The sequence below is a fragment of the Ferruginibacter sp. genome (assembly GCF_031430955.1).
Lineage (GTDB): Bacteria > Bacteroidota > Bacteroidia > Chitinophagales > Chitinophagaceae > Ferruginibacter.
Map to the genome: position 1 here is coordinate 1 of NZ_JANPCM010000379.1, position 15,811 is coordinate 15,811.

Annotated in this window: 9 protein-coding genes; 2 read left to right on the forward strand and 7 right to left on the reverse strand. The window is 36.9% G+C overall.

Annotated features, from left to right (window positions below; genetic code table 11):
• A partial coding sequence (locus ACY65O_RS10765; RefSeq protein ID WP_462220861.1) for a sugar phosphate nucleotidyltransferase occupies positions 1-538 on the reverse strand: 538 nt, incomplete at its 3' end.
• Between the two features lie 94 nt (positions 539-632).
• On the reverse strand, positions 633-2,051 hold the full coding sequence (locus ACY65O_RS10770) for a glycogen synthase (RefSeq protein WP_462220862.1): 1,419 nt from the start codon (positions 2,049-2,051) through the stop codon (positions 633-635).
• A 201-nt stretch (positions 2,052-2,252) separates the two neighbouring features.
• Here ACY65O_RS10770 and ACY65O_RS10775 point away from each other — a divergent pair, with 201 nt between their 5' ends.
• The gene (locus tag ACY65O_RS10775) at positions 2,253-3,983 is read left to right on the forward strand and encodes an MFS transporter (protein WP_462220863.1); all 1,731 of its coding nucleotides are present in this window, start codon (positions 2,253-2,255) and stop codon (positions 3,981-3,983) included.
• A gap of 53 nt (positions 3,984-4,036) precedes the next feature.
• On the forward strand, positions 4,037-5,002 hold the full coding sequence (locus ACY65O_RS10780) for an ROK family protein (RefSeq protein WP_462220864.1): 966 nt from the start codon (positions 4,037-4,039) through the stop codon (positions 5,000-5,002).
• Positions 5,003-5,071: 69 nt separating this feature from the next.
• Here the strand turns inward: ACY65O_RS10780 and ACY65O_RS10785 are convergent, their stop codons facing one another.
• The 5 genes from ACY65O_RS10785 to ACY65O_RS10805 all read right to left on the reverse strand — a co-directional run bounded on the left by ACY65O_RS10785 (position 5,072) and on the right by ACY65O_RS10805 (position 15,636).
• Positions 5,072-6,100, reverse strand: coding sequence for a PorP/SprF family type IX secretion system membrane protein (locus ACY65O_RS10785; RefSeq protein ID WP_462220865.1), 1,029 nt, complete (start codon positions 6,098-6,100; stop codon positions 5,072-5,074).
• Between the two features lie 135 nt (positions 6,101-6,235).
• Positions 6,236-11,770 carry a PKD domain-containing protein gene (locus ACY65O_RS10790; RefSeq protein WP_462220866.1) on the reverse strand — a complete coding sequence of 1,845 codons (5,535 nt, stop codon included), beginning with the start codon at positions 11,768-11,770 and terminating at the stop codon, positions 6,236-6,238.
• A 530-nt stretch (positions 11,771-12,300) separates the two neighbouring features.
• Positions 12,301-12,453, reverse strand: a complete 153-nt coding sequence (locus ACY65O_RS10795; RefSeq protein WP_462220867.1) for a hypothetical protein — start codon at positions 12,451-12,453, stop codon at positions 12,301-12,303.
• Positions 12,454-12,563: 110 nt separating this feature from the next.
• Positions 12,564-13,841, reverse strand: coding sequence for a T9SS type A sorting domain-containing protein (locus ACY65O_RS10800; RefSeq protein WP_462220868.1), 1,278 nt, complete (start codon positions 13,839-13,841; stop codon positions 12,564-12,566).
• A 514-nt stretch (positions 13,842-14,355) separates the two neighbouring features.
• On the reverse strand, positions 14,356-15,636 hold the full coding sequence (locus ACY65O_RS10805) for a T9SS type A sorting domain-containing protein (protein WP_462220869.1): 1,281 nt from the start codon (positions 15,634-15,636) through the stop codon (positions 14,356-14,358).
• Positions 15,637-15,811: the final 175 nt, after the last annotated feature.

Below are 15,811 nucleotides of genomic sequence, written 5' to 3' on the forward strand. Positions count from 1 at the left end.
GTTTTTCTATAAAAGAAGTAATCAGGCCTTCAGCAGATTTTAATATTCCAAACTCAGGTGCTTCTCTGTCTGTAACCGGAATTGTTGCAACGGTAATATCTGCCCCGAGTTTTTTATGATTTTCCAGCATTTCTGCAAAATCCATCTGATACAATTGATCGCCGGATAAAATAAGTATATAGTCGCTTTCAAATGGTTCTATATGACGCAATCCTTGTCGTACAGCATCGGCAGTGCCCTGAAACCAACCTAAACTATCAGGGGTTTGTTCGGCCGCTAAAATATCTACAAACCCTTTACTGAAAGCACTGAACTGGTAGGTATTTTTAATGTGCTTATTCAGCGATGCAGAATTGTATTGTGTTAAAACATACATTCTGTTAATGCTTGAATTAATACAATTGGAAATGGGAATATCTACCAGCCGGTATTTACCTGCAATAGGTACGGCCGGTTTACTCCTTGTGGCGGTTAAAGGATAAAGGCGTGAGCCTGCGCCGCCGCCAAGTATTACTGCTACTACAGATTTTGAGTCCATGCTATTTATAATTTGTAATTAAATGTATTGATATTTTTGATACAATCGTGTTTGAAGGCTAAAGAAAATTTTATTTTTCAATAATTTTTTAATTTCATAAAATTGACTGATACAAATCAATATACCGTCCTGCACTAACTTCCCAACCATTATCAATTTGCATCATTTTTTTTCGCAGGGCTGTAAGTTTTTTTGCATCGCTGTATAACTCAGTTGCCCGGTAAACAGAATACGTAATGTCCCCCACACTTGCTTCATTAAAACGAATGCCAAAACCACCGGGGTCACCAAAATCAATTACGGTATCTTTTAATCCACCAGTACTTCTTACTAACGGCATAGTACCATAACGCAATGCATACATTTGGTTAAGTCCGCAGGGTTCTACCCTGCTGGGCATTAATAAAAAATCGGCACCGGCATACATTTGGTGCGCCAGTTTTTCGTTATATCCAATTTGCGAATTATAAAATCCAACCAGGCTGCTCTTCATTATTTCCATCTGTTGCTCCACTCCCGGATCGCCACTGCCTAAAATTAAAAAATTCATTTTACCATTCATGTGATAAATAGAATCGTTGATGGCCTGTGGTAACAGCTCCGCTGCTTTTTCTCCCACTAATCTTCCAATAAAAATAAAAAGCGGCTTTTCAATATCCAAACCAAAATCATCACATAATTTTTTCTTGTTTAATTTTTTTCCAGCTTCCACATCTTTTATCGAAAAATTATCTAAGATATAAGTATCTGTTGCAGGATCCCAAACCGCATTATCAATACCATTTAAAATACCCGTGCATTTTCCTTTTTCGTATTCAAATAAACTTTCTAATCCGTTGGCACTATATTTTAATTCCTCCATGTAACTGGGACTAACGGTGGTTACTTTTAACGCACATTTTATTCCGCATGCCAGGGGATTAATATTTTTTTCCCAATCTAATTTACCCCACTGCCAGCTGTCGTAAGCAGGTAAATAATTTTGTTTACCCCAATCCATCCACCCCTGGTATTGTGCATTATGTATAGTTAATACTGTTGGTATTGTTGCTAAATGCCGGTAAGCAAAACAATTTTGCATCATAAAAGGAATAAGCCCTGTGTGATGATCATGCACATGCACTACATCCGGCTGGTGCTGCCATCTGCTTAACCAGTCCACCACTGCAATTTGAAAAGCGGTGTATCTTTCTGTATCATCATCGTAACCGTAAATTTTTTCCCGGTTAAACAAACCAAAAATATCTACGCAGTATAAATCAAAATCGAGTTTATTGGTTTTTTCTTTAATGATGGTATAATCAAAATAATACTGCCCCATGGTAAAGGAACCTTTATGTACAGTTTGCCATTCGTTATCCAGTAAAAATTTAGTGCGGTGCATGGGCATTACCACTTTGGCAATATTGCCCAAATCGTTTTGATATTTAGGTAAAGCGCCAGCAACATCAGCAAGGCCGCCGGCTTTGGCGTAAGGGTAACATTCAGCAGTTACGTGTAATATTTCCATCATTAGCAATTATAATAATCTGATTACAATTTAGTAAGTTTTAATTGATTATAGCAAATTATAAAAATAATAATCTATTATTTGAGTTTTAAAAATTTATTAAGATTGTGTGTACAAAATAGAAATGAAAAAATAGCAGACTAAACGAAATTTTTTCAAAGTCGGTAATTTATTCTATTTTCAACCATACAAAACAAAATAACGATGGCTACAATACAAACTAATCAACCGGTTCTTTCTAATTCCGAATCTTTAAAAGAAACCAATTATGGTGCGTTAGGTACCTTAGTAACGGTTTTTTTCTTTTGGGGTTTTATTGCTGCAGGCAACAGTGTATTTATTCCTTTTTGCAAACATTATTTTCATTTAGTTCAATTTCAAAGCCATCTTATTGATTTTGCTTTTTATTCTGCTTATTATGTTGGTGCTTTGGTATTATTTGCATATGGAGCATTTGGCGGTAAAGATTTGGTTGGTAAATGGGGGTATAAAAAAAGTATTATTTATGGCTTATTATTTTCTGCTTTAGGTGCAGCCGCAATGATAATAGCAGTAAATGCCAACACTTTTGCCGGAATGTTAGCCGGTTTATTTATAGTGGCTTTAGGGTTTTCTTTACAGCAAACGGCAGCGCAACCATTTGCAATCACTCTTGGAGACCCTGCTACAGGAACAACAAGGGTAAATCTTGGTGGAGGTGTAAATTCTTTTGGTACTACCATTGGACCTATCGTAGTTGCTATTGCATTATTTGGAACTACCGCTGCAATTACAGACGAAAAAATTGCAGGCCTCAGCCTTAGTAAAGTAATTATTTTATACACTTGTGTGGGTGCTTTATTTATTGGTGCTGCAGCTTTATTCTTTTTTTCTAAAAAAGTTCCTTCGGGTATTTTAGAAGAGAAAACTGAAAAAGCAGGCAAAGCATTGTATACTTTATTAATTATGACAGGGCTTTTGGTTATAATGTTTGTACCCGTTTTTAGCAGTTACAAAACCGATTTAACCAATGCTACTGATGCAGAAAAACATGCTCTTGAAGCTTATCGTATGAAATGGTTATTGGGTGCATTAGCAGTTGTGGTAGTTGGATTATTAATTGCAAACCTAAGTGCAAAAAAGAAAAGCGATGGATGGGGCGCTATGCAATATCCTCAATTAGTTTTAGGAATGCTTGGAATCTTTTTTTATGTAGGTGTAGAAGTAACTATTGGCAGTAACCTTGGTGAACTGTTGCGTCATAAAGATTTTGGCGGTTTCCAGGCTTCGGAAGCAACTAAATATATTGCCATGTATTGGGGAAGTTTAATGATAGGCAGATGGGCTGGTGCAGTAGGGGCATTTAAATTAAGTAAACAAACAAAAGATATTTTGCTTTTTGTAGTTCCGCTGGTTGCTTTTGCAATTATTATTATTGTAAATACCGTTGCAGGTTATGATATGAAACCTTTATACTATTATTTAGTTTGTGTGCTGGTTCAAATTGTTGCTGCATATCTAACTAAAAATAAACCTGCTAAAACTTTATTGGTATTCAGTTTACTTGGGTTAATAGCAATGATCATTGGAACATTAACTACAGGTAAAATCGCTATATATGCATTTTTAAGCGGGGGTTTATTTTGTTCTATCATGTGGCCATGTATTTTTTCTCTATCTATTGCAGGATTAGGAAAATATACTACCCAGGGTTCTGCTTTTTTAATTATGATGATCTTAGGCGGAGGTATTATTCCTCCCATGCAGGGAAAAGTAGCAGATTATTTACAGGCCAATTCTACTGTTGAAGGATTTGGAATCCACAATTCTTACTGGATAGCTGTAGTTTGTTTTGCATACTTGGCATTTTTTGCTTTTGCAGCAAAAAGAATTTTAAAACGGCAGGGAATAGATTATGATGCAACACCAGAGAATGTTAAAGAAGAACTTATTTAATTCATAACTTTATCAGCCCCGCTTTTACGGGGCTGAATTTTTAAATTTATTTTATGGCAACAGCGTTGGAACAATTAGTTATTGGTGTTGATATTGGCGGCACAGGTACCAAATTTGGTATTGTGGACAGGGTGGGAAATGTTTTGTTCAGCAGCGAAATATCTACCAAAAAACATGCAACAGTAAATAGTTTTATTGATGAATTGTATGATGCACTTTCCGAATTGATTGAAAGAGCAGGCGGCACCGGACGAATAAAAGGCATTGGCGTAGGTGCACCTAACGGCAACTATTACACCGGCACTATTGAGTATGCCCCTAACCTGCCGTGGAAAGGGATTATCCCAATGGCAGAATTGCTGGAAGCAAAATTTAAATTACCCATTACACTTACCAACGATGCTAATGCTGCCGCCATTGGCGAAATGATGTATGGTGCTGCAAAAGGCATGAAAGATTTTATAATGATTACTTTAGGCACTGGTGTAGGAAGCGGTATTGTTGCCAATGGTCAATTAATTTATGGCCATGATGGATTTGCCGGTGAGCTGGGCCACACTATTGTAATTCCAGATGGACGCTTTCACCCTGGCACAGGCAAAAAAGGTTCGTTAGAAAGTTATGCCTCTGCAACCGGTGTACGAAATACGGCTGTAGAAATTTTAGAAAAAACAACAGAGCCAAGCTTACTGAGGGATGTGCCAACAGATCAATTAGATTCTAAAGCTGTTTATGAGGCTGCCATACAGGGCGATAAGGTAGCGTTAGAAATTTTTGAGTTCACCGGAAAAATTCTAGGGCTTGCATTGGCCAATGCTATCATGTTCAGCAGCCCCGAAGCTATTGTGTTATTTGGCGGCTTAACCAAAGCGGGCGATTTAATTTTAAAACCTACCAAACAGCACATGGAAGAAAACCTGATACAGGTTTTTCAAAATAAAGTAAAAATATTGGTGAGCCATTTAAAAGAATCGGATGCGGCGATTTTAGGGGCAAGTGCATTGGCATGGGAGAAATAAATCAACTCTTTTTTATCTTTCTATAAAAAACTGGGAGATTTTGAAACCTTCACAGGTTAGTTTGCAATATTAATAACAACGTGGACAAGCCTGACTGTATTTATTACCAATAATAAATCCTACCATTATTTCGTGTGTATTTTTGGTGTAGGTTCTTAACCTTGATGTGGTGGCATTTTCGTAAGCATAACTTATGTTAAGTGTATTAGAAATATTTAATCCTGCCATAGCAGAATATCCTGAAATTAAATCGGAAAAACGATAGCTCCCTCCTACCCAAACTTTATCCAGGTATTGCAGTTTAACGTTAGTATGCAAACCTGCTAACTGCGGTTGCCAGTACTGCACCATTACAGAAGGCATTACCATAACCTCATCCGTTAATGAGAAACGATAACCTGCAGTTAAAAAATAATTAGGCGTATAATAAGCACCGTACTTATCGTTATTAACAAATTTTGCTTTACCCGGAATTATATTTAACGCAGACAATCCCAGAAAATACCTTGCAGAATATAACCATAAGCCTGCACCAATTTCTGGTTTAACTTTTTTTAATTCTCCTGTACTTATCCCGATTGCAGGATCATTAGGATCTAAATTGGCCCATTCAATTTTAGATCGGTCCAGGTTTACACTTGTAAAACCTCCATTAATACCTGCCGATAAAGTTGTTTTTACACTAAGGGGTTTATGATAAGCATACGATGCACTAAGCGACCACCTGTTAATGTACCCCGCCTTATCATTCATAGCAATAAATCCAATACCGTGATGAGCATCCGGTGGTGTGTATTCTTCCCATAACCTTTGTCCTCTTGGATTTTCTCCCGGCACTTCAAAAGAGGTGGCGCTGGTTCTTAAATCTGTTTTACCAATGGGTGCATGGATACTGAAATAGCTGGTAACCGGTGCCCCGTTAATTCCCGTCCACTGATTACGGTTACTTAGTTTTATATCGGTATAATTTTCAAGACCCGTTACACCAGGATTAAGGATGTAATTGTTTAAAATGTATTGTGTATAGAATGGTTTTGCCTGCGCCATCACAACCGCACTGCTTAAGCAACCCATTGCAATTAAAAATATTTTTTTCATGATACAGCTTTTCTTTTCGTCCTTAATAATAAATTATCCCTCTATTAAATTTAAAATACTCAGTTAACAATTTCAGCCCTCGATTGCCAATACCTTTCGGCTGGCAAGTCCCCCTTCGGCGGATCTGGGGGGCTTTCATTTCACAATCGTAACATATCCTGTAATTGGCTTGCGGCCATTTTCAGGTTCAATAATATAATAGTAAGTATCAAATGGTAATGGCTTACCTCCTATTGTACCATTCCATGGTTTCTTATACCCCTTCGATTCAAATACTAATTGCCCTGTTCTGGTAAATACCTGCACTTTACAATTAGGATAAGTATCTAAATAATCGATTAACCAAAAATCATTAATGCCATCATTATTGGGTGTAAATGTATTGGGTACTTTAGGTGCTTTTAAAACTTTTACAAATACAAAATCAGGAGGCGCTGTACATCCTCCTCTTCCTGTAACTACTAATTGATAAGTAATATCATCCAGCATATTAATTGCTGTTGGTGCAGCAGTATTAGTATTGTTTAAATAAGTAGCAGGGCTCCATAAATATTGCAAATCGTTTCCGGTAACCACAGGCTTCATTGTAAACGAACCACCTTCAAGTACAATTCCATCAGGGCCTGCATCAACCACCGGATACGGATTAACGGTAAACTGCTTCGTTAATGTATCACTGTTGCAGCCCAGGCTGTTTACAATATATAACGATACGTCGTAAGTTTTTGCAGTTGAATATAAATGTTGCTCCTGTTTATTTGTACCGGTGATACCATCGCCAAAATTCCAGTTCCATTGCATTACGGTGCCGTCTAGCCCATTAGTCAAATCTGTAAAAATAACATCATCTCCAATACAAATACCCGGCTTGTTAAAATCAAAAGCTGCTTTTGGCTGAGGATGAATAAAATCAACGAGATCAGTAAATTCTTTAAAACAGGAACTCAGGCTGCCGGTTACAGTTAGTTTTACTGTATATGGGCCTGTTCCGCTATAAATATGTGGTGGTGGTGTTCTGGCAGATGATGCATTTAAAACACCGCTTGCAGGATCTCCAAAATCCCATGCATAAGTAATTGCTGTACCGTCTGCAATACTGGAATTATTTACAAAAGATACCGAAGCATTGGGTAAACAAACGCTGGGCTGTACAAATGTAAATGACGATTGAGGAATAGGGCTAACATATACCTGCTGCACTTTGCTCGTGCTACTGCATCCGTAAGCAGATACATTGTACATGGTAACAGTATAATTTGCCCAACCCGGAAAAGTATGGGTAAATGTGCTGCCTGGTACATGACTCTCTAATGGTGAGCCATCACCAAAATTCCAAATGGTGTTACTGAGTATTACGCCGCCAGGTGCGGTTGACTCCTCTTTAAATGTAGATGGAGTGCCTTCGCAAACCGGGGCATTAAAAGAAAATTTAGCACTTGCGGTATCTAATACCGTTATTGCACGGCTGATAGTATCAACACAGCCGGCAGCAGCAGAAGTAAAAGTATATTTTATAAGATGTGTTCCAATACCTGCCAATGCAGGATTAAACAATCCGGTACTGTTAACAATACCAGGACCACTGTATGCAAATGTGCCGGGTACGCCGCCAATTTCGCTTGCCTGTGTTATAAGAAATGGGGCAGCAGCATAGCAAGCATCGGGCATTGCATTAAACTGAACTTTTGGGGCAGCGTTAACCGTTATGATGGTTGATTTTTCATTTACACATAAAGTTCCAGAATAGGCCAAAAAACGTATCGTATAAGGCCGGGTTGGCGGCGTTTGAAAATTTGGATATTTATGCCTGTAAACTTTATTAGGGGCAGGAAAATCATCAAGCTGTACTGCTGCTGGAGCCCCAACAAAATCCCAGTATATTTCTACTTTGGTAATATTCCCCTGATTTATGGTGGATAAATTTACAATTGACACAGAATCGTTGGCGCATAATGCAGTGGCATTAGTAACAGAAAAGTTTGACACAGGATTTGCACCATTAATACTGATATTGTTAAATGTAGTGTCCTTACAACCCAGGCTACTGGTTACAATATGTCTTACGGTATAAGTACCCACTAATGCATATAAATGTGTACCGTCTTTTGTAAATTGATAAGGACTGCCATCGCCAAAATCCCACTCATACCCTAATGTATTAAAACTGCCATTAGTTATTTTACTGGTATCAGTAAACACTGCGGCCACATCACTGATACATACTTCAGGAACTGTAAAGCCAGCCTGAGGACGATCATTAATTGTTACAACTTTTGTAAACAAAGGTGCATTACTGCAACCATTTGTAGTAGTAACGGTAAGGCCAACTGTGAACGGACCAGTACCAGGAAAAATATATGATACAGGTGACCCAGTTGCAGTATTACCGCCACCAAAATCCCATAAACGGTTATTTATAGTACCAGCATTAGCAACAGAATTATCAGTAAATGTTATTACCCTGGTATCGCAGGATGGATTAGTGTAAGAAAAATTGGGCGTAGGTAAAGGAAGTATTGTAACCGTAGTGCTCACATTATTAAACAACTGGCTGCATAAAGTACTGCTGTTATCGGTAACCGTTGTAATGGCATAAACAAACGGGCCAGCAACATTGGTAAGTGCATTCAATGTTGCTATGCCAAATGCATCACTAATCATTGGTGTTTGAGGAACACCATTTATAGTATAAGCAAAAGTATAAGGTGCTGTGCCGCCACTGGCTGTAAAGGTTACTGGTGGTGAAGGAGCATTTAAACATACTGTAGTTGCTCCCGCTATTGCTGCAGTGGGTAATGGATTCACAATAACTGTTGCTGACTGCCCCGTAATATTTGACCTGGTACAGGCATTGGCACTTCCCTCCTGCACACTGGTTACTGCATAAATAAATGTATTGGCTGCATTGGTAGGAACTGTTATTGTATAACTGCCGGCTGCATTACTTACTACTGGAGGTTGCGGCACACCGTTAATACTGTAAGCAAATGTATAAGGTGCGGTGCCGCCACTGCCTGTAAGTATTATTGCAGGCGATGCTGCATTTAAACATACCGCTGTTGCCGAGCCACTTATTGCAACAGTGGGTAAATCATTCACTGTAACCGTAGTGCTCACATTGTTAAAAGACTGGCTGCATAAAGTACTGCTGTTATCGGTAACCGTTGTAATTGCATAAACAAACGGGCCACCAACATTGGTGAGTGGATTTAATGTTGCTACTCCTGCGCCATTACTTAGTATCGGTGTTTGTGCAACGCCATTAATGGTATAAGCAAAAGTATAAGGAGCTGTACCACCGCTACCCGTAAATGTTATTGTTGGTGAAGAGGCATTTAAACATACTGTGGTTGCTCCTGCTATTGCTGCTGTGGGTAATGGTCTTACAGTAACAGTTGCAGATTGGCCTGTAAGATTTTTTGTACAAAGTGCTGAACCAACATTTTTTACATTAAGCAAATTATAAGTAAATGTACCGGCGATATTTGTAAGAACAGGTATTGTGTAAGTACCTGCTGCATTACTTACAACCACTGGTTGTGCTGTGCCGTTTATATCATAAGTAAACTCATATGGTGCCCTGCCAGCGCTGCCGGTAAAAGTTATTGTTTGTGGTGATGGATCATTTAAACAAACAGTATTTGTGCCACTCACTGTTGCAGAGGGAATATCAGGAACAGTTACAGTATGAAATATTGTATCACTTAAACATCCGGGTGTAGTAATGTCACAAAACCTTACCGCATATGTTCCCGGCAAAGCATAAGTATGCGGTGGATTTTTAGATGTAGAGGTAAATCCATCACCAAAATCCCAGTACCATTTGTAAGTTGGTTTGGGCGTTTGAGGTGTTGTTTCTATAAACTGCACAGGCTCTAAATAACAGCCGGGGATAACCTCAGTAAAGCCAGGAATGGGAGGATCGGAAATTTGTAAATCAAAATCAATATCTTGTTCCGATCCGCAGGTTGAAGCGGTTGTTGTAAATGTAGTAATTGTAACAGGGTAAGTTCCCACTACTCCAAACGAATATATTGATGGTAAAGAATACCAGTAAATTGGTACACCATTTACTGAAGTAGTAGAATCTGGGCCACCGGGTCCTGGGGTACAAGTTGTATAAATAATCGTTGGTGGAGCTGCTGGAGGCCCGGGTAAATTATTTAAATCCCATCTTATTGAATCTGCGCAATATGGAAGTGAAACTCTGAATCTAAAAGGAGAGCCTGTACAAACAGAGGGTGTTGGTTCTATACCATACTCAGTTGAAACGCCTATTTGCTGATATAAATCCTTTAGATTAGTTCCGGCTGAATAACCATAAGATTCTGCACTGCCAAATCCATATGCTATTGCATTGAAACCAGAATCACAAGTTAGATGATGTGCCCCGGAAGTAAGTGGCCCGAATGAACTGCCATTTGTATAAATACGCATATAGGCGTAATTATTATCTTGTGGTAAAATATTTACAGTTGCATTTGATGTAACTCCATCAATCTTAAACGAACTTACTCCGGTTCCAGAATTACGTAATACTACATTAATAAAATGTTGCGTAATAGCCGTATTACTTGCTGGCTGCATTGAATTAACAGTAACATCAGTTACTGTTTGTTCAACCGGGTTCAGATAAATCATTTCCGGATCGTGGGGATTACTATTTCCGCTACAACCCGCTGTTGAAAAATATTGAGCCACTAAAATAGGTTTATCAGCATTAACTAAATTCGTTTGATTGCTGCTAAACTGATAATAATCGTTTACAAAACTGGCAGCGGGAATTGGTATCCCATTTAAGTTTACAATAGTGGTAGGGTCTGGTCGGTAAATTCGAAAGAAATTAGTATTAATAACAGGTGGATTATTTGTATTTGGTCTGTTGTTACTTGAAATCAATACATATTTTTTCCCCCAGGTACTCGCCGGGTACATCTGTTGATATAAATTGTCGGAACTCCCCGGATTACCACACCCAATAGATATTTTTCCACTACCACAGAAAACAGCTACTTTTTTGCAACTCGATCCTCCTGAGGCAATAGATTTTACAATGCTGCCAGTTAAATCACTGGTGGATAAAACTTGATAAATTTGCCCCTGTGATAAATTAATTGTTTGAGTAACTCTGGCAGGCCACCCTCCTTTTGTATTTTGGCTGGGAGTAATTTCTATAACAGTTGTCCCGGTTTCAACTGCTTCAACAAAAAAGTAAGAATAACTATTAGGCTCATTTGATGCTTGAGTATAGTTGAGGGTAAAATAATCCTTTCCGAGTGTATTTGTAGGCAGAAAAACCGTAGCTCCGGAAATAGCATTTACATAAATAAAACCATATGCAACTACAGGCTTTAAAGCTGTTATATGAATACCATGGTTGTATAAACCCTCGTCAAGTAATGCTGCTGTTCTTGGAATATTTATTACAGTAATCTGATTTGCTGTAACTGTAAAGTTTTGTGTAAATCCAATACTTGTAATTGAAACATTTCCGGTTGTGCTTACATCTGAGGTTAAATAAATCTGCATTGTTTCTGCAGTACCAGCATTAAACATCCTTACGTGATTGCCATATCCCACCCAAAAATCCTTACCCTTATTACTAAAATCCTGGCTAAACCCTGCAATTGAAATAATTGAAATAAATAACAGCAGTAAATATTTTCTCATGTGCGTTAGTATAAAACTTTGTTCAAATTATAAAAAAGCCCGTTAAACGGATGCTAATTATTGGGAGCATGTTGCCTGCAGAGGATAAAGAGAATTCGCAGGTTTTAAAGAGGAAAAAAGGATAAGTAAATATAGATAAAAAAAATGGAACCTGCTTCACAGTGCCTATGCTTTTATCAATAATTTTTCCCTGCCAAATACATTTGAAAAAATTATCAGAAAGTGTAATTGAAATAGTAAAAAGACTTAAGAAAAATATCTATGGTGTAGTAAAATTTTAATGGTTTATGCATTAATTTTCAAAAAAACAAAAAAGCCACATAGAAATGCGGCTTTTGTTAAGAATCTTTCGATTCTGTAACCCCCAAAGAAAACATCGTAAACCAAGCACTAACAACGTTTACAGCTTCCCGGGTGGGATATAAACGCTGAGGAGGTATTTTTTATTTTGCTGGTGTTAAAATATAGTTTAATTATTTATTGACGCCTGCATCTTTATAATAATATAAGAAGAAGGTTTTAATTATTTTTTATTTAGGGCATTTTTTATTTGGTATCATTTGCCAGAAAGATGGCAATGGTTGCAAACTGTATTGTACGGGTGCTGCATTATACTTAACTGTAAATTGCTGAAATAACTTTGTAATCGAATTATTTAAAATTAAACGGATCATTGTTTTCATTTTATTTAGTTTGGATGAAAAAAATTGCAGTTAGTTCAGGTAAAAGGAGGTTGCCGATATAGGGTAAAAACACCGGCAACTCCTGCAAACCTTTTTGTGCCTGGTTATAATTAGTTTTTAATAATTTTTTGATTGCTGATAACTACACCATCAATAATTAATTGAGCAGTGTACATACCCGGTGCAAGATTACTAAGGCCATTTACCTGCAAAGTATTAAATCCTTTACTCACACTTGCCTGCTTGGTTACCATCTTTTGGCCAGTTATCGTAATGATATTTATTTGTGCTATTGCGTTTGTAGTGGCTGTAAACTGCATATTTAAATCCTGCACAAAAGGGTTTGGAGATAACTGCATAGTTACACCAGTTTTTGTCTGTAACCTTACAGCCAATTTATTAGTATAAACAGCTTTACCATTAGTATCAATTTGCTTTAAGCGGTAATAAACAACAGTTTTAGTTTGTAATTCTGCAGCATTATCTTTAAACATATAAATCTTTGTATTACCATTTGCAAAACCATCCAATACAAGGCCAATGGTTGTAAAATTAACCCCGTCAAATGAACGCTCCACTTCAAAATGATCATTATTAATTTCATCTTCAGTTATCCATTTCAGTGTCACCTTACTATCTGCTGCAACGGCATCAAATGATGCATACTTTACAGGTAAAAGAGAACTTGAACCCATGGTTATTTGCTGAAAAAATGCATTGGTGTATCTATCCTGCGGAGTAAAAGTAAGTGCTGTTATGCTACCCACTCTAACCTCAATTACTTTATCAGTATTTGAATAACTGTAATTAACATTTGTATTCCAGGCAGAAGTATCTATACCATTGAAATTTAATATAGGGCCAGTAGCCTGTACTAAATTTCCAGACAACCATGTTAATGTTAAAAGTGTTGTATTAGATACTTTAACACTGTCCGCATTTTTAGCTGCAACAAATTCCTGAACTCCTACATTGTCGCCATCCACATCAATAAAAGATAGCTGAAAACATGGAAAAGTGTGGTTAGCGCCTGTAGCCGAATCTTTAAATTCTATCCTAAAGCTGGCATATGAACTTGAAATACCCATTACTGAAGGAGTTCTAACTACCGGCTGCCATGCTGCGCTGTAGCCATAAGTATTATCATCAATACTGGTGAGAGTAGCCCCGCCTACTAATGATTGCAAATATACTATTGCATCAACCCCTGGTGTTACTGAAGGAAATTTATAAGCAGCTCCTGGTTGACCAGAAGTGCCACTTGTTAATACAGGATTTTGCCAAACCATAGCAGGGGCAACACATTGTGCATTAACAGCAGTGAAGCTTAAAGAGAAAATTGTAATCAGTGTAAGCAAAGTACACTTAAGTGTAGAATTAGTTTTCATTTTTCTTGTGTTTAATTTTCAGAGATGTTTTTTCAAAATTTGCTTCAAGCTTTTAAAACCTGGCAAACCTTGTTTGGCGCTCTTAAGAAAATTGGGTTCAGATTAGAAAGAATAAATAACCGAGGTAACAATCATTTATAATTTCATCACAAACATAATACTCTTTTCGGAAACCGCAAATATTTTAGACAGTAATTTTACTGCATTTTGAGCATAAGTACGTTTTTAGCTATTTTGTTAGAAAATATATTGCCTTATCACTTTTTTCTTAGATAAAAATCATAAAACGCTTGAAAAAAGTTTATTAAATCTTTAAAAATAAACTCTTTTTTAAAGGAAACAGTGAGATTATCTACGTTTTTCATGCAGAATCACATTATAATCTATTGAAATCATGGTCATATACTATAAATAGTAAATCCCGCCGGTGGCGGGATTTACTATTTACAAAAGTTCATTTGGTAATTATACCTGTGTTTTATAAACTGGTATACAGTAAACAACTTTACTACTGTTAATTTTTAATAATTTTTTGGTTGCTGATAATAGTTCCATTTATAATTAATTGAACGGTGTACATACCTGGCGCAAGACGGTTAAGGCCATTTAATTGCAAATTATTGTATCCTTTGGTTACTGCAGTTTGTTGGGTAATTATCTTTTGTCCATTAATACTGGCAATAGTTATTTCACCAAGTCCATTTCCGGTTGTGGTAAAACGTATATTCAAATTCTCGGTAAAAGGATTGGGAGATGTTTGCATAACCACTCTACCCTGCTGCACAGGAAGTTTTACTGCAATAATGTTTGAGTAAGTTGCTTTACCCATATTATCTACCTGTTTTAAGCGGTAATAAACAATTGTTTTAGACATTAATTCCTTTGCATTATCAATTAATTGGTAACTGTTTTTGCTAAATGCGCCAAAACCTGCCATTATAGTGCCAATGGCGGTAAATGTACTGGCATCAAAAGAACGTTCCACTTCAAAATAATTGTTATTAACTTCCTGCTCTGTTACCCATTTAATAATTACTGCATTTTCTTCTGCAATTGCATTAAATGAAACATATTTAACAGGCAATACATAAAAATTAGTCATCGTTATGGGCCTGAAATATCCGCAACTGTACCTGTCCTGAACTGTAAAAACACTATCGGTAATATTACCAAATCTTACTTCGTCTATATGATCTGTATTAATATAGTTGTAATTAATATTCGTAACATATGCAGAAGTATCAATACCCGGGTAATTATGAAATGTTCCTGTTGCCTGGATAAAATTAAAAGAGATGGTTGATAAAGCTAAAGTTGTAACATTAGAAACAACAATCTGGTTAGCACCTTTTGCCGCAACAAATTCTTTAACATGCTGATTATCGCCATCAACATCTATAAAAGATAATTGAAAGCAGGGAAAAGTATGGTTTGATCCGGTAGCAGAATCTTTAAAGTCGATTTTAAAACTAACGTATGAAGATGAAACTCCTTGAGAAGTTGGAGTTTTTACCACTGGTTGCCATGCTTCGCTATAACCAAAAGTGTTATCATCAACACTTGTAAGTGAGGCCCCGCCAGCAATATCTTTTACGGTAACAAAAGCATCTACACCAGCTATTACTGAGGGAAATTTATACTCCGCCCCTATTTGCCCACTTGTTCCACTTACCAAAACAGCACTCTGCCAAACCATTAACGGTGCAATACATTGGGCTTTTACTACCAACACATTTAAGAACAAAATTGTAAAGAAAGTAAATAGTTTACAAACTAATGTAGAAGTTGTTTTCATTTTCTTGTGTTTGGGTTCAGATTAAAATAAATGAATAAAAGAGGTAACAATCATTCATAATTTCATCACAAACATAATATGATTTTTCGAAAAACGCAAGCTTTTTGGACAGTAATTTTACTGTACTTTAAGTACAAATCACTTAACCTTATAAATGTTTATTTACAATATAGTA